Annotated in this window: 17 protein-coding genes and 1 pseudogene; 12 read left to right on the plus strand and 6 right to left on the minus strand. The window is 41.4% G+C overall.

Annotation, left to right across the window (positions count from 1 at the left end; all coding sequences use genetic code 11):
* Positions 1-21: 21 nt before the first annotated feature.
* Positions 22-1,257, minus strand: coding sequence for a beta-ketoacyl-ACP synthase II (fabF, locus tag AC1DVK_RS10750; protein WP_284469830.1), 1,236 nt, complete (start codon positions 1,255-1,257; stop codon positions 22-24).
* 120 nt (positions 1,258-1,377) lie between these two features.
* On the opposite strand from fabF, the gene AC1DVK_RS10755 reads away from it, so the two are divergent.
* Positions 1,378-2,232 (plus strand): helix-turn-helix transcriptional regulator, encoded by an 855-nt coding sequence (locus tag AC1DVK_RS10755; RefSeq protein WP_061464629.1) that lies wholly within the window; start codon positions 1,378-1,380, stop codon positions 2,230-2,232.
* A 170-nt stretch (positions 2,233-2,402) separates the two neighbouring features.
* On the opposite strand, the pseudogene AC1DVK_RS10760 reads toward AC1DVK_RS10755, so the two are convergent.
* A pseudogene (locus AC1DVK_RS10760) lies at positions 2,403-2,462 on the minus strand (DUF4083 family protein); the annotation flags it as partial.
* A gap of 57 nt (positions 2,463-2,519) precedes the next feature.
* On the opposite strand from AC1DVK_RS10760, the gene AC1DVK_RS10765 reads away from it, so the two are divergent.
* Positions 2,520-2,759, plus strand: coding sequence for a hypothetical protein (locus tag AC1DVK_RS10765; RefSeq protein ID WP_477626459.1), 240 nt, complete (start codon positions 2,520-2,522; stop codon positions 2,757-2,759).
* Between the two features lie 5 nt (positions 2,760-2,764).
* Here the strand turns inward: AC1DVK_RS10765 and AC1DVK_RS10770 are convergent, their stop codons facing one another.
* A complete protein-coding gene (locus AC1DVK_RS10770) occupies positions 2,765-2,962 on the minus strand; it encodes a penicillin-binding protein (protein WP_477626500.1) in 198 nt (65 codons plus the stop codon).
* A gap of 323 nt (positions 2,963-3,285) precedes the next feature.
* On the opposite strand from AC1DVK_RS10770, the gene AC1DVK_RS10775 reads away from it, so the two are divergent.
* Both AC1DVK_RS10775 and AC1DVK_RS10780 read left to right on the plus strand, forming a co-directional pair.
* The gene (locus AC1DVK_RS10775) at positions 3,286-3,903 is read left to right on the plus strand and encodes a poly-gamma-glutamate hydrolase family protein (RefSeq protein WP_410861996.1); all 618 of its coding nucleotides are present in this window, start codon (positions 3,286-3,288) and stop codon (positions 3,901-3,903) included.
* A 334-nt stretch (positions 3,904-4,237) separates the two neighbouring features.
* Positions 4,238-4,402 carry a histidine phosphatase family protein gene (locus AC1DVK_RS10780; RefSeq protein WP_410862039.1) on the plus strand — a complete coding sequence of 55 codons (165 nt, stop codon included), beginning with the start codon at positions 4,238-4,240 and terminating at the stop codon, positions 4,400-4,402.
* 319 nt (positions 4,403-4,721) lie between these two features.
* Here the strand turns inward: AC1DVK_RS10780 and mleCBF are convergent, their stop codons facing one another.
* Together mleCBF and AC1DVK_RS10790 are read right to left on the minus strand one after the other, a co-directional pair.
* Positions 4,722-5,564, minus strand: a complete 843-nt coding sequence (mleCBF, locus tag AC1DVK_RS10785; RefSeq protein ID WP_477626460.1) for a CBF family alpha/beta fold macrolide esterase — start codon at positions 5,562-5,564, stop codon at positions 4,722-4,724.
* 299 nt (positions 5,565-5,863) lie between these two features.
* Positions 5,864-6,640, minus strand: a complete 777-nt coding sequence (locus AC1DVK_RS10790) for a 3-hydroxybutyrate dehydrogenase (RefSeq protein ID WP_061464627.1) — start codon at positions 6,638-6,640, stop codon at positions 5,864-5,866.
* Between the two features lie 256 nt (positions 6,641-6,896).
* Between AC1DVK_RS10790 and AC1DVK_RS10795 the strand changes: the two genes are divergently transcribed.
* The 6 genes from AC1DVK_RS10795 (at position 6,897) to AC1DVK_RS10820 (ending at position 14,284) form a co-directional block, all read left to right on the plus strand.
* Entirely contained in the window at positions 6,897-7,844 is a 948-nt protein-coding gene (locus tag AC1DVK_RS10795) for a 3-hydroxyacyl-CoA dehydrogenase family protein (protein WP_477626461.1), read from the plus strand.
* The gene (locus AC1DVK_RS10800; RefSeq protein WP_477626462.1) at positions 7,841-9,016 is read left to right on the plus strand and encodes an acetyl-CoA C-acetyltransferase; all 1,176 of its coding nucleotides are present in this window, start codon (positions 7,841-7,843) and stop codon (positions 9,014-9,016) included. The genes AC1DVK_RS10795 and AC1DVK_RS10800 overlap by 4 nt, the downstream gene beginning before the upstream one ends.
* Positions 9,017-9,044: 28 nt before the next feature.
* Positions 9,045-10,751 carry a sigma-54 interaction domain-containing protein gene (locus tag AC1DVK_RS10805; RefSeq protein WP_477626463.1) on the plus strand — a complete coding sequence of 569 codons (1,707 nt, stop codon included), beginning with the start codon at positions 9,045-9,047 and terminating at the stop codon, positions 10,749-10,751.
* Between the two features lie 754 nt (positions 10,752-11,505).
* Complete coding sequence (locus tag AC1DVK_RS10810; RefSeq protein ID WP_061464624.1) at positions 11,506-12,891, plus strand: GntP family permease; 1,386 nt, start codon at positions 11,506-11,508, stop codon at positions 12,889-12,891.
* Positions 12,892-12,923: 32 nt separating this feature from the next.
* A complete protein-coding gene (locus AC1DVK_RS10815) occupies positions 12,924-13,619 on the plus strand; it encodes a CoA transferase subunit A (RefSeq protein ID WP_034309718.1) in 696 nt (231 codons plus the stop codon).
* Positions 13,620-13,636: 17 nt separating this feature from the next.
* Positions 13,637-14,284 carry a 3-oxoacid CoA-transferase subunit B gene (locus tag AC1DVK_RS10820; RefSeq protein ID WP_375166203.1) on the plus strand — a complete coding sequence of 216 codons (648 nt, stop codon included), beginning with the start codon at positions 13,637-13,639 and terminating at the stop codon, positions 14,282-14,284.
* Positions 14,285-14,415: 131 nt separating this feature from the next.
* Here AC1DVK_RS10820 and AC1DVK_RS10825 read toward each other — a convergent pair whose 3' ends face one another.
* A complete protein-coding gene (locus tag AC1DVK_RS10825; RefSeq protein WP_477626464.1) occupies positions 14,416-14,718 on the minus strand; it encodes a hypothetical protein in 303 nt (100 codons plus the stop codon).
* A gap of 131 nt (positions 14,719-14,849) precedes the next feature.
* Between AC1DVK_RS10825 and AC1DVK_RS10830 the strand changes: the two genes are divergently transcribed.
* Positions 14,850-14,981, plus strand: coding sequence for a hypothetical protein (locus AC1DVK_RS10830; RefSeq protein ID WP_477626465.1), 132 nt, complete (start codon positions 14,850-14,852; stop codon positions 14,979-14,981).
* 127 nt (positions 14,982-15,108) lie between these two features.
* Positions 15,109-16,026, plus strand: a complete 918-nt coding sequence (locus AC1DVK_RS10835) for a peptidoglycan-binding protein (RefSeq protein ID WP_477626466.1) — start codon at positions 15,109-15,111, stop codon at positions 16,024-16,026.
* Positions 16,027-16,073: the final 47 nt, after the last annotated feature.

Raw genomic sequence — 16,073 nt, forward strand, 5'->3', positions numbered from 1 at the left:
AAAATACGAGCGAAATTTAATTCACTCGTATTTTTTTAAAACGATAGCTGCATTATGACCTCCAAAACCGAATGAATTGGATAGACCAATACTTATTTCCACTTTACGAGCAACACCTGGTACATAATCCAAATCACATAATGAATCAGGCTTTTCTAAGTTGATGGTTGGAGGAATAATTCCTTCCTTTAAACTTTTTGCCAAGGCAATTGCTTCCACGCCTCCTGCTGCTCCTAACATGTGACCAAGCATGGATTTATTAGCTGTTATTGGGATTTGATAAGCTTTTGATTCAAATAGTTTTTTAATGGCCAGTGTTTCAGATCGATCTCCCACTTCTGTACTTGTTGCATGAGCGCTAATAACATCAATCTCTTCAGGAGAAACTTTTGCATTTTTCAAAGCCATTTTCATTGCAAGATAGGCTCCTTTACCTTCTGGGTGTGTAGCTACCATATGATAGGCATCAGAACTCGCACCATACCCAATGACTTCTGCATAAATTTTTGCATCTCTTTGTAAAGCGTGAGACAAAGATTCCAAGATTAAAATTCCTGCTCCTTCTGACATGACAAACCCATCTCGATTTACATCAAAAGGACGGCTAGCTTTAGCTGGATTATCGTTTCTCGTTGATAATGCTGTAGCATTTCCAAAACTAGCTAAAGATAAATCTGTTATAGCTGCCTCTGCTCCTCCTGCAAAAACGGCATCTGCTTCTCCAAAGCGAATAAGTCTGAATGCCTCACCAATAGCTGTATTTCCGATCGCACAAGCAGAAACAGGTGACATAGTAGGTCCCATTGCGTTCCACTTGATACTAATTTGGGCTGCGGCAGCATTTGAAATCATGGCAGGTACCAGGGTTGGACTAACTCGTCTTGGACCTTTTTCTCGAAGAGTATCCACATTATCAATCAATGTTTCAATTCCTCCTATCCCGGAACCAACATATACGCCAAGTCTTTCAAGATTGATATCATCAATATCTAAATTAGAATCAGTCCAGGCTTGTTCAGCAGCAGCCAAAGCAAATTGAGAAAAGCGATCTAGACGTCGGGCTTCATTTTTTCCTAAAATATCATCTGCATTAAAATCACGAATAATTCCTGCAATTTTTGCTTTATGATTGCTTACGTCAAATGTATCAATAGAGGAAATGCCCGATTTCCCTTCAGTCAGATTTCTCCAAAATTTATCTACGTTGTTTCCAATAGGAGAGACTACTCCCATTCCGGTAATAACGACTCTTTCCATTTTTCATCACTCCAAATGAATAGTATATTTGTATTATACTTCGGGATTATCCTATTACAAGTGAGTGTTTATCCTGGTATAATAACTACTAAGTTAAATGTTATGATGGAGGTTTTAGAAATGGATGATAAAAACAGACTTGAAGCTTTGTCTTCATTTTTAAAAACGAAGCGATCCCAAATAAAGCCTGAATCTATCGGTATACCTGCTGGTACACGGAGAAGAACACCTGGCTTACGAAGAGAAGAAGTTGCACATTTGGCTGGAGTTAGTACTACTTGGTATACGTGGCTGGAGCAAGGTCGGGATATAAAGGTCTCTACAAGCGTATTGGATTGCATATCTACAGCTCTTCAATTAAATAATGATGAACGAGAGTATCTATATGATTTAGCTTTAGAAGTGAAATCACCCATTATTGATCGAAAGAAGGATCAGCCAAAACTTAGTCCTTCTTTGGAAAGAATTTTAGCTGAGCTGATGTACTGTCCTACTATCATTACAGATCGACATTGTCATATTGTAGGCTGGAACAATGCTGCTGCACATGTTTTTTTAGATTTTGAACAACTCCCGGATGATCAACGAAATTTGATCCATCTAGTATTTACAAGAAAAGAATTAAAAGCATTAGCTGTGAATTGGGAGCATTTTGTTAAGGGGTTTCTTTCCATTTTCCGTGCCTATTATGGTCACTACTTAGGTGATGAATGGTATAACCTATTTATTAAGGAAATGAGTAATTCTCACCCGGAATTTCAGTCTTTATGGCAAGAAAGTCAAGTGAGTAAAGCTCCAGAAATGATGATTGAATTTAGACATGCTAAAGCCGGAAAGATGTTGTTTAATTTAACTTCTCTTAAAGTCCAGGGGGACATGGACTTAAGGTGCAGTATCTATACACCAGTAGATGGAACAGCTACAGAAGATAAATTAAAACGATTAATGAAGAAAATCTCCATTGAAAGTTCATAAACCAGCAAATTTACTGTGCCGAAAAATGCCAACTAAGGTGTTTTTTCTTCTTAAGCTAACGGGGGCGTAGCTTAAGATTGGAACTGTCTTTATGGGGAACATGTCTTTTGTGTCGCATAAACAAAGTGTGGGAACAAATGAATTGGAAATCATAAAAGAAATTATTCTCTTTAATCATTTTCAAGTAGCTCAATTATTCTATCAAGTTTTTGTTCTATGCTGTGACTTAACTTAAATTGGTTAGTTCAATACAGTGTCATTAATAAAGGCTCTTTTCGTAAAGATTGTTGTTTTTAAAACGAAACTATTTAAGGTTGATTGGAGCGGAAGTGCGAGACTCCTGCGGGAGCAGCAGGACAGGTGAGAGCCCACAGGCGTTTACGCCGAGGAGGCTCACCGTCCGCACCAAGGAAAGCGAGCATCCGGAGGGGAAATCAACCACAACTCACTACCTGGTAAATAGCAACAAAGTATGTGAAAACAGCCTTAATAAAAGAAGATCCTTCAAAAATGAAGGATCCCCCTAATATCATTACTCGATGCGAAGGGCTTGGATGTCCCGCCAGTCAACTATAAGGATAGTACCGGGTTCTCCCTCTTCGTCCCTGAATCGGGCACAACAAGTATTTTTGTCAAAGGCAAGGAAGATAACATCTTCAAGAACTGTGCCTCCAGATAAAAAAACGTCTACTTCTGTACCAGGACTCAAACGGCGTAAAGTATTACATATACCATCGTTGGACTATTTTAGTAAGATCGCTAAGTTCTTAGTTTGTCTCTTAGTGTGAGGGTCATCTACAAGAAGCTGTCGATTTTACGAAGGCTGCAGCAAATATGGATCGTCAATTCAGTCAGTTCAATAATATGGGGATGGACACCTTCTTGAGAGGGTGTCTTTTTCATTTGAAAATAAATGTTGAGTTTCTTTACACATCGCGTTGATTTAGTAATCTAGCAATTACATTCAACGTTATTTTAATAGAATTATGGTCCTACTATTAAGAACCTTCCTATCTTTGGCGAATATCATATAATTACAAGGAGGTTTTTTTAATGGCAGATTTATACGCAAATTTTGCAGAGCTACAAGCTAATGAAACATACGGTATAGACTATTCTATTACTGTACAAGAACATCCGACTAGTGATATTACGGTATTTACACCACATGGTGGAGGTATTGAGGTTGGCACATCAGAAGCGGTAATTGCGTCCGCAAAAGACATTGCTAATCTATACCTGTTCGAAGGTTTAAAATCTAGCAACAATGACACCCTTCATATTACCAGTGCCAACTTCGATGAGCCTCAAGCCGTGCAACTGATTACATCTAAAGCGCGAGCAATCTCCCTTCACGGATACTATGACCCAGATAACCAAACCATTCTATTAGGCGGTTTAGATACAGAATGGCGTGATATTTTTAAAAAAAAATTTACAAGAGCAGGTTTTAACACCGTTATCGCCAACTCCACGACAGGATATCAAGGAATCGAACCAACCAATATCGTGAATAGATGCTCTTCAGGTGCCGGAGTCCAGTTAGAACTTAGCACCGCCTTACGTAAATCCTTTTTCCAAAACGGTGATTGGTCCATAGCAAACCGCATAAACACTACAAAGACCTTTGATAAGTTTATCCAAGTCATCCGTAGTGTTATTACTAAGTAAGCCCTCCTTGGACAGTTCAGCAAATCCATATCTAGTGTTTTTTCTCCAATTGTATAAATTATCTTTAATATTTCCATTAAATTTAAAGCGTGCTTAATTAAGTTGATATCGTTTTGCTTGTTTGAAGTTTGTATTTCTACCCAAAGACTTACATTAGATTTAGAAGGATAGTAAAAACCTTCTAAACCCTCTATAAAATCCTCTAGGATTTCAAATGTTTTAGGAGCTGTTCCCGATGCAGTAAATTCTCACCTGCAACAAGGTACTTAAAAAGCCCTAATGCAGGATTTCAATTTGTAACAAATACCTCAGTTTTAGTTCCACCAGAATTCATATATGGTCAAGTACCTTTCTTCGTGCTAGTAAAACTGCTGAAATTTTATCCAATGCTATCAAATGTCGAGTAGCATTCTTAGACGAGTTACGAGAGAGGCAAGATATGGAGAGTAAATTTGACTTTACGTTACGAGCTCAAAATGTACTTTCCTATTACAATTGATTGAAGGTTTTCTTTAATTACCACCCGAAATTAATGCTGTGCGGTTCAATTCTGATAATACAGGTACATCTTCTTGAGTATACCGAACATCCATAATAAACTTATTAGATTTTTAAACAGTGCCACGCATTATGGGAGCGCTAATAACGATTTTTAAGTAAAGGGAGCCCAATTTCTAGAAACTGGGCTTTATTAGGGATATCGATAACGTGGTAAACCCACATTTTTCTTTAATCCTACTAGGATTATTCATTTTCAAAATTTGAAAGTATAAAAAGGCAGCCACCTTACATAATGGCTAATTTTGCAACTTATTAATTTATCGCGAAGTAAGCTTTATAACTGAATCGATAATTTCATCCCAGTCCTCACTATGAATCTCATGTCCTGATCCATCAAGGGTCACTAATTCAGCATGAGGGATGGCTTTTGCAAGAGCAAGCCCGTGCTCGTACGGCAAGGCTGGATCTTCTGTGCCATGAATGATGAGGACAGGTATGCTGATCTCACCCATTCTATCAAAATATTCGTCTCCGCCAGCAAGCATGGCATGATTAAATCTGCTTTGTAGTTGTTTGGCGCGGTCCGCCTCTCTTTTTGCCAGTTTATACATTCTTTCCTGCTCATAAGGTTTGGAACCGGCTAAAGTTTTCCATCCATCTGCAAGAAAAGCGATGGCCGCCTCCCGATTTGACCAATCCATGAAAGCACTCTTTGCATGGTGATCCAATATGCTCTGGTCCATTGGAGGCAGTTTTTCCATTACAGTCCCGAACACACTTGATGCAATTAACGTAAGCGTGTTTACGCGTTCCGGATATCTCAAGGCAAGAATCTGGCCGATCATACCGCCTAGCGACATTCCGACGATAGAAGCCCGCTCTATGGAATAAGCATCCAGGACACCCGCGGCATCGTCAGCCATGTCCGTTATTGTATAGTTGGAGGTACCCGGTTCATAAATGACCGATCGCCCCAGATCCCGATGATCGTACCGAATGACAAACCTCCCCGAATCAGCGAGGCGGTGACAGAAGTCCTCATCCCACCAGTCTAATGAAGACATTGCCCCCATGATCAAAAGCACAGCAGGGTCCTTTGGGTTTCCAAAACTTTCTGTACATATATCCACGTTATTTATTTTAAGTATCTGTTCACTCATGTTTTTTACCTCCGTATTAAATATTATCTAATAGCCGTTACCATGGCGAAGATTAATAAATACTTCCCGGAGCATATGATTGGCCTGCCCCTTAATTATCACAGTCTAACCCACTTAATAATCATGACAAGGCCTCCTTTTGTATTTGTAAAATGGGAAATATCCCTATATTACTGTAACATGTGCGAATTCTTTATACCACCAAATTTTTCCATAACCCCATAAAGGCAGAAAACCCCGAATACAGAGCACCTTTTTTGGTGTCATTTATTCGGGGTTTATTGTAGATGTTTCTCCTTTTATTGTGCTGTATATCCGCCATCTAACACGACTGCCTGGCCTGTGATGCCCCGTGCTTTGTCGCTTGCGAGGAAAATGGCGTAGTCGGCAATTTCACTTACATCAAGTAAGCGGTTTTGTGGGACAAGTGGATAGATGACCTCTTCCAAAACGCTTTCTAATGGTACTTGTCTTGTTTTCGCCAGATCCTCCAGTTGACCGCGGACGAGTGGTGTGTCTACGTATCCCGGGCAAAGGGCATTGACGGTAATGCCAAAAGAGGCGCTTTCCAAGGCGGCGACTTTCGTTAATCCGATTACACCGTGTTTTGCACTATTGTATGCTGCCTTGTTGGCAAATCCAATCAGACCGTTAATGGAAGAGATGTTGATGATTCTGCCGAAGCCCTGTTCTTTCATGATGGGCAAAACGTTCTTAATTGAAATGAATGGGGCGGTCAGCATGATTTTGATCATCAGTTCGAATTTTTCAGTTGGAAACTCTTCAATTGGTGCAACATGCTGAAGGCCGGCGTTGTTGATGAAAATGTCTATTCGTCCGTATTTGTCTTTAGCTTGTTTGATTAGCTGGATAATATCCTCTTCACTTGTTACGTCTGCTTTTAAGCCGATAACTTCCAAGCCTTTGTTCCTTAGGTCTAAAGCGGCTTTTTCAACTGTGTTTTGATCAAGGTCGGACAAAACGACCTTTGCGCCATTTTCAGCAAATATCTTTCCAATCTCAAAGCCGATTCCTCTAGCAGATCCGGTAATTATCGCCACTTTATCTTTAACCATTTTACATTCCTCCAATAAAAAATGTAATGGTCCAGGTCTGTCATTTTATATAGTAAGCAGGGAATATTTCACAAGGTAAGCTCAATCGGAAATATAAAGGGAAGGTTATAAAAATATGGTTTAGGTTAATGAGTAAGAGTCTATCATGATTTTCTGGATAAAAAAAGAATTTTATTTCCCCTTATCGTTGGCATAAATATTGCATATATAAAAAGGTGAGTAAATACAGGTAATTGAAACGGAAAGGGGAAGCTGGATGATTAAAAAAGTTGCCATTATCGGTTCAGGTGTAATGGGAAGCGGGATCGCACAGTCATTTGCAGTAAGCGGTTATTTCGTGACCATTAACGATATAAAGGAAGAGTTGCTATATCATGCCCAAAATCGAATTTCTGAGAATCTATCACTGCTCATTGAGGAAGGGGTTTTGACTGATCAGGAAAAGCAAGCCGCTTTAGCGAATATTACATACAGTGTAGATTTGAAAGGGGCAGTAAGGGATGCTGATTTTATCATTGAGGCCATTCCGGAAGTCATCGGGCTGAAGTTAAATCTATATGAGCAAATGGAGGAAATAATCAAACCGGATGCCATTGTTGCTTCAAATACATCGACCTTTCCGATTTCTCAATTGATGGGGAAGGCCTCGTTTGCGGACAGAATGGTCATCACGCATTTCTTTAATCCTGGCCATTTGGTTCCATTGGTTGAAATTGTTCAGCATGACGAAACAAATCCGGAAATAGTCAAGGCAACAATGGATTTAATGCGTAAAATCGGCAAGTCTCCGATTCTCTTGAAAAAAGAAATAGCAGGATTCATCGCCAATCGTCTCCAGACTGCCTTGATGCGGGAAGCCTTTTATCTATTAAAAGAGGGCGTTGCAGATGCTGAGGATATCGATACAGCGATAACGGCTGGACCGGGTTTTCGCTGGGCATTTACAGGGCCGATCGAGATTGCTGATTTTGGCGGACTGGATACATGGCAGCGCGTTTTCGATAATGTTTCACCGGTATTGGATCAGAGTAAGGAAGCCCCTGATTTGATTCGTGATTTGGTTGCTAAGGGAAAGCTTGGGACGAAGTCGGGAGAAGGGATTTTTACGTATGAAGAATCTACCGTTTCCCAGAAAATCAATGAGAGGGACCGTCATTTTATTAAACTGGGAAAATTAAAAATGGAGAAGGAGGAAGTATTATGAGAGAAGTAGTGATTGTAGGGGCAGCAAGAACACCAGTTGGTGCGTTTGGTGGCAGTCTTGCCAATGTTTCAGCGGTTGAATTGGGAGTTGTTGCAGCTAAGGAAGCGATTAAGCGGGCAAATATCTCGGCTGACATGATCGATGAGGTATTGATTGGGAATATTCTATCTGCTGGATTAGGGCAAAATGTGGCACGTCAGGTTGCGATTCATGCAGGGATTCCGGAAACAACGCCAGCCATGGCCGTTAATAAACTTTGCGGATCTGGCCTCCGTACGGTAATAATGGGGGCCCAATTCATTGCCCTTGGTGATGCTGATGTGATTCTCGCCGGGGGTATTGAAAGCATGAGCAATGCCCCGTATTTACTTCCAAATTATCGTTTTGGACAGAAAATGGGTAATGCCGAAGCAGTCGATTCCATGACATATGACGCCTTAACGGATGTTTTTAATCAATATCATATGGGCGTGACTGCGGAGAATATCGCCGAGCAGTGGGAAATCAGCCGTGAAAAGCAGGATGAATTTGCTTTAGATAGCCAAAGAAAGGCTGAAAAGGCCCAGCTTGAAGGACGATTTGCAGATGAAATCGTACCTGTTGAATATAAACGCAGAGGAAAGACGATCTTGGTGGACCAAGATGAACACCCTCGTCATGGGCTGACGATAGACCAGCTAACGAAGCTGCGTCCTGCTTTTAAGGAAAATGGAACGGTTACGGCAGGAAATGCATCCGGAATCAATGATGGGGGTGCGATGTTAGTCCTAATGTCTAAAGAAAAAGCGGACGAGCTGGGACTGGAAACGTTAGCAACAATTAAGTCATATGCAAACGCCGCGCTTGATCCGAAAATCATGGGTTACGGTCCAGTGCCTGCGACAAGAAAAGCTTTGGCAAAAGCGGGATTGACAATAGCTGATATTGATTTGATGGAAGTGAACGAAGCCTTTGCGGCACAGTCACTCGCCGTGCTTAAGGACCTTGAGTTGAAGCCGGAGAAAGTGAATGTAAATGGCGGGGCGATTGCTCTGGGTCATCCTGTAGGTGCTTCCGGTGCCCGGATTTTAGTGACTTTATTGTATGAAATGAAACTTAGGGATGCAAAAACAGGCCTTGCTACCTTATGTATCGGTGGCGGACAGGGAACTGCGCTGATTGTGGAACGGTAATGACTTGGCCCCATTTTCCTATGATATAATGGAGGAAACTTCAGACGGGTTAAGGAGAATAGGAATGGTCAGCGATAATAAAACTGTTCAATTCGAATTAGTGAAAGCGATATTGGAAGAATTGCCTTTTGGTGTTTTGGTAATGAAAAACGAAACAGAAATCGTTCTCTGCAATCGCGTATTATCCGAGGCTTTTGCGGAGAATCAATTTGATCTGCAAATAAATTTGATTTTAGAAAAAAAACTTGTACCAGCCGTAAATACTCCGATTCGTTTGAACGGTAATAATGGGATTATCAGAAAAGCAATCGTTCAAATGGGTGATGAGGAATATCAGATTTATCTCCTATTGTTTACAAATAATAAAAGTGATTTTCTTAATGTCGATAATCATGAAGAACTGCTGTTTAAGGATATTATCGAATTTGCCTATGACGGCTTGGTGATGGTCGATACGGAAGGGTATGTCCAAATGCTGAGCCACGCTTATGCGGATTTTCTTGGCGTCGAACAGGAAAGCTCAATAGGGAAACATGTAACGGAGGTCATTGAAAACACCCGTATGCATGTGGTCGCCAAAACCGGCAAGCAAGAGGTCGCTGAATTACAGAAAATTAAAGATAATTATATAATTGCAACCCGCTCCCCGATAAGGAAACAAGGGAAATTGATAGGGGCGGTCGGTAAGATTCTTTTTAAGAATGTCGGGCAATTTACCGCTCTTTCCAAACGGATAAATTCACTTGAAGTAGAGCTGAAAAAGTACAAAGGCGATTTTCGCGAGAGAAATAAGGCCTCATATACGTTTGATCATTTGATGGGGAGAAGCCCTGCTTTCATGGAAGTAAAAGGTCAAGCCAAAATTGCCGCTAAAAGCGACTCAAATGTGTTGATTTTGGGCGAAAGCGGAACAGGGAAGGAGCTGTTTGCCCATTCCATTCATAATGACAGCAGACGGGCCATGGGTGTGTTTGTCAAAGTGAACTGTGCCGCCATCCCGGCAGAGCTGCTGGAGTCAGAGCTTTTTGGCTATGAAGAGGGTTCTTTCACTGGTGCCAAAAAAGGCGGAAAAGCAGGTAAGTTCGAAGCGGCTGAAGGAGGTACGATTTTTCTGGATGAAATCGGTGAGCTGCCACTGCATATGCAGGTGAAGCTGCTCCGTGTTTTACAAGAAAAAGAGATTGAGAGGGTCGGTTCGACGGGAAGCATTCCGATTGATGTACGGGTAATCGCTGCAACAAACCGTAATCTGGAGGAAATGGTCTCGAAAGGGGAATTCCGACTTGATATGTATTACCGGCTGAAGGTCTTGCAAATCCAGGTTCCTTCCTTGAGGGAGCGACCGGAGGACATTGAAATACTGGTAAATCATTTTGTTGAAAAGTACCAGAACCTCATGAAAAAACGCGTAACGGGGATGAGTGATCAAGCATTACGGCTGCTTCGCCTTTATAAATGGCCGGGTAATATTCGTGAGCTGGAGAATATCATTGAACGTGCAATGAATATTGTTGAAGAAGGGGAAATGATACGTTCCAAGCAACTCCCTAAAGAGATAACGGGTCATAAAGAGTCAGTTTCAATCCGCACTTTAGCTGAAGTGATGGATGAAACCGAACGGGCTGCAATCGTTTCATGTTTGGAAATGACTTCTGGTAATAAATCAGAAACGGCAAAGAGACTCGGTGTGAGCCGAACAACACTGTATGAAAAAATGAATAAATATGGTTTATGACTGTTGAAAAGTATCCTTTTGCTAAAGGATACTATCTGAATTTTTAATAAAGTAGATTGGAACGGGTGTGCGAGATTCCTGCGGGAAAGCAAGTGCCTTACGTTCCACGTAACGTTCAATTTATACAAACCCTAAAATAGCCGTAGACAAACTCAAGTATTATCGAGTTTATCTACAGTCTGAAGTGCCCTTTAGCCAAAGGGCACTTTTTAATACTTTTTAACTAACCACCTCTTAAGAATAGACACATATTTGTGACTATTTTATTCTAGTGATTTGTGAGTGTGTCAAGAAATCCGTACATAAATTGAGAGGAAATTTAAATATTGTAAGAAAAGGCTTACACTTTTTTGAAGTTTATACTTATGTGTATTGAAACCTTGACAGTTTTAAGGGGTTTTAGCTTTTAAAAGGGAAATAAAATGTTTGAAAAGGCTTTAAAAGTTGAGGTTTTTCCATTTAATTTAAGTTGGCACAAGAATTGCTTGATTACTTTAGTGAATGGTCTATCTGTCATTTTATCTGGTGTTACCACGTAAAATGAAAAGGGATTTCGTAATTCAACAGATTGTTGAAAGCGTTCTCAAAAATTGGGAAGCACTTAGTAAGATCATTCAGCTTGACTTGGGGAAGGCAGGTTTGGATGGTAAAAGCGGAAAAATTAAAAATGTGGAATTTAGGAGATTAATGTTTCTACTAATAGGCCTCCGAAATAATTTTGGGGCAAGGGGAGAAAAGAAAAGGGGGAATAGTATTGGTGATTCAAATTCTAGCCATCGTTGTGGCGCTGGGACTTTTAATCTTTTTAGCCTACCGGGGCTATCCGGTCATTATCATAGCGCCGCTTGTTACGTTATTGGCGGTCATTTTATCTGGTGGTCATTTGCTGCCGAGTTATACAGAGACATATATGACGTTTGCTGCCAACTATATAAAAGCGTTTTTTCCGATATTTTTACTAGGGGCGGTATTTGGAAAAGTCATGGAAATGAGCGGTGCAGCAGCATCCATTGCCAAGACCATCGTAAAATCACTAGGCTCAAAGCAGGCCATTCTTGCTGTAGTGCTGGCCTGTTCGGCGCTTACATATGGCGGGGTTTCGCTGTTTGTAGTGGCATTCGCCGTTTATCCATTTGCAGCGGCAATTTTTAAAGAAGCAGACATTCCAAAGAGATTATTGCCAGGAACGATAGCATTAGGCGCTTTCACTTATACGATGGATGCTCTTCCTGGAACACCTCAGATTCAAAATATCATTCCAACGAATTATTTCGGAACAGATACCTATGCTGCTCCGTTAATGGGGATTATTGGCGCGATCATGGTATTCACTGGAGGAATGCTCTGGTTAGAACGCCGCCGCAGGCAAGCGGTGGCAAATGGTGAAGGCTACGGGGAAGGACATATTAATGAACCAGAAAGTGCAGAACAGCAAAACCTGCCTAACTTTTGGCTGTCCATCGTACCGCTCATCCTTGTCGTCGCGTTTAATTTTGCTTTCAGCCGCAGTGCCATTTCGGTTAAGCACTGGTATGATGCATCAATGCTGAAGGAAACTTTCAACATTGCCGATGTAAGCACAGTCACTTCATCCTGGTCTTTGATTGTTGCATTGACAATCGGTATTATTGCAGCGATGCTTCTGAATGTTGGACGTATCAAGGTCAAATTGGCAAGTGGATTAACAGCTGCGGCAATGGGTTCATTGCTTGCCATATTCAATACTGCATCTGAAGTTGGTTTTGGGAATGTGGTGAAAACGCTTCCTGGATTCTCGGTCATTCAAAACTGGGTGTTCGATGCAAGCGGTAATCCGCTCGTATCCGAAGCAATCGCCGTCAATGTGCTGGCAGGGATTACCGGATCTGCATCCGGTGGACTTTCGATTGCGTTAGAAGTAATGGGAAGTCACTATTTACAGGTGGCCCAAAGTGTCGGAATCACCCCGGAAATGCTTCATCGAATTGCATCGATGGCATCTGGCGGGATGGATACGCTGCCGCATAATGGTGCCGTCATTACCTTGCTTGCCATTACTGGACTGACACATCGTCAATCTTACAAGGATATCTTTGCGATTACGGTTTTGAAAACAGTGACCGTGTTCATCATAGCTTTTGCAACTTCACTGTTTATTTAATAGAATAGTATTAAGAATGGAGATGATGGAAAATGAGTAAATTATTAACATCTTTTGATAGCGCTATTCAACAAATCGAGGATGGAGCAACCATTATCGTTGGCGGGTTCGGATTAAGCGGAATACCAGAAAAACTAATCATTGCTTTGCGTAACAAAGGTGTAAAGGATTTGACGATTGTCAGCAACAATTGTGGAGTCGACGATTGGGGTCTGGGTCTTTTGCTTGAAAATAAACAAATCAAAAAAATGATCGCCTCTTATGTAGGGGAAAATAAGTTATTTGAACAGCAATTCTTAAGTGGCGAACTGGAGGTCGAGCTAGTTCCCCAAGGAACGCTGGCCGAGCGCTTAAGAGCGGGCGGAGCGGGAATTCCTGCCTTTTATACAGCTACAGGAGTAGGAACGGAAGTCGCAAAAGGTAAAGAACATAAAGAGTTTGATGGCCGCACCTACATTATGGAAAAAGGAATAGTCGGAGATTTTGCCTTTGTAAAAGCCTGGAAAGCAGATCATTTCGGTAATCTTGTATATCGGAAAACGGCAAGGAATTTTAACCCTGTCGTTGCCACAGCAGGGAAAGTCACGCTTGTCGAAGTGGAGGAGCTTGTGGGCACTGGAGAGCTCGATCCGGATGAAATTCATACTTCAGGGGTTTATGTACAGAAAGTACTTGTAGGAAATGACTATGAAAAACGAATTGAAAGACTTACAACCGCTAACGCATAAAAAGGAGGAGTATTCGAATGACTAGACAACTGATTTTAGAACGGGCCGTTAAAGAAATCCAAGATGGTATGTGTGTGAATTTAGGGATTGGAATGCCGACCTTGATTGCCAACATGATTCCAAATGACTTTAATGTTATGCTTCAATCGGAAAATGGCTTACTGGGAATCGGGCCTTATCCGCAAAAGGATGAAGTCGATCCGGACTTGATTAATGCTGGAAAAGAAACAGTGACGGCAAAATCAGGGGCATCATTTTTTGATAGCGCTGAATCGTTCGCGATGATCCGCGGCGGCCACATCGATCTAGCCATTTTAGGCGGGATGGAAGTTTCCGAGAATGGGGACTTGGCAAACTGGATGATTCCAGGGAAGATGGTAAAAGGAATGGGCGGAGCGATGGACCTCGTCCAAGGCGCAAAACGAATTGTTGTCATTATGGACCATGTGAACAAGCATGGGGAATCCAAAGTGAAAAAGAACTGTACATTGCCATTGACAGGAGAAAAGGTCGTCCATTGCCTGATTACCGAACTGGCTGTTTTTCAATTTACAGAAGCTGGCATGGAATTGATTGAATTGCAAAATGGCATCACACTTGATGAAGTGAAAAGTAAAACAGAGGCTGACTTTACAATAAGCCCCTCTATTGAAATAAAAGCATAAGTTAAAGAGATTAATAAAATAATTCATTATTAGGCTACTTTCATTCGCAAACAGGCGAACGGAAGCAGTCTATTTTTTTGGGGGAAATGAAATTCCCTTTCTATTGTAAAGGAACAACAAGATTTTTCACCTCAGTTATCAATATTGGAAAAAGGTGTAAAATCCAAAAATAAATCTATAAAAACTGGATTGAAGAAATTTGCGACCCTCCTGCCGAATAACTGGCTAGTCGAGATCCCGGAGATCTTGCTTTGATGAGGTTTGGCAAGCAGTGTGCGAAAGGGAGTGGATTTCCGAAAGAGGGTATGTGCAATGATTTCCACTCCAGGCACTCGCTTTCCGCGGGCGGTCCGGGAGCCTCCTCGACGCTTCGCGCCTGTGGGGTCTCCCTTGGCCACGCTTTTCCCGCAGGAGTCTCGTACCTTCCGTTCCAATCAATTTAGTTTAAAAAATCCAGATATCCTTTTGTCATCAAAATGAAGTTCGGAATGGTCTCACCCCGTAGCATGTTTTTAAAAGAAAACTTGCTTATCCTTCATGATTTTTTACTGTAATCCTTAATGGATTGAAGAAAATTGCGACACTCCTGCCGAAAAACTGGCTAGCCGAGACCCCACAGACGCTTGCGTCGAGGAGGCTTGGCAGGCAGTCGGCGGAAAGGGAGCGGATTTCTGAAATCAGCTGGAACGTTTGTTAAATAACCTATTACTTCCATTCTATAATAAATGAGAACAAAATTTCCCAACCATGCTACTTTTCCATTAAAAAGGCTTATATAAAGTCTGAAAGGGAACGGCTTTCGGAACTTAATAGGGGGGATTACATTGACGGTAGCATTACGAACGTTATTGGATCTATCAGTGAAAAAGATGGGCAAAGGGATGAATCCTGTTGTGAAGGCATCAGCATTGGAAATGGTGGAACGTGCTTATAATGAAGGGATCACTGTCCAGATAAGTGCAGGTTATCGCTCTCTAGAAGAACAAGCCAACCTTTATGGTCAAGGACGAGTTTACAGCTACAATGGAAAAAACTATAGTAATCTAGCTAAGCCCATTGTGACAAACGCTAAGCCAGGCCAATCTTATCATAATTTTGGACTGGCTATTGATTTCTTCATTGTGAATTATGATGGCAAGAAAGCGATATGGACAGTGAACTCAAAATGGCAGCGTGTGGCTGCCATAGGTAAAGAGTTAGGATTTATCTGGGGCGGGGATTGGACTTCATTCAGGGATTATCCCCACTTGGAGATGACGGGCGGGTTATCCTATAAACAGTTACAAGCAGGAAAAAAACCTCACCTTACCTTCAAATTAGAAAAAATGGAAATGCCGAAGGCCAGCAAAGGAGATAGTCATATAATTTCGATACAAAAAACGTTAAATAGCCGATATAAAACGAATATTGAAGGTGATGGGTTTTATGGTCCAAAAACTCGATTGGCTCTAATAAAAGGTTTACAAACGGAGCTGAATAAGCAATACAATAAAAAGCTAATTGTCGATGGAAAATGGGGACCTAAAACCAAGACAGCAACCGTCACCTTAAAAAAAGGAGCTGCTGGCAACATCACATGGATCCTGCAAGCAGCCCTTTATATGGAAGGATATAGCCCCGGTCCCCTTGATGCAATATTCGGGGAAAATACCGAGGCGGCATTATATAAATACCAAAAGGCAAACAAGATTATGGCAGATAAGCAAGCAGGTCAAGAAACATGGAATGAATTGCTTGCTTGATAGAAAAACCATACCGTTAGCAGAAAGTTAAAGCTGTGGCAAAAGCG

The sequence above is a fragment of the Peribacillus sp. P4_B1 genome (assembly GCF_056402395.1).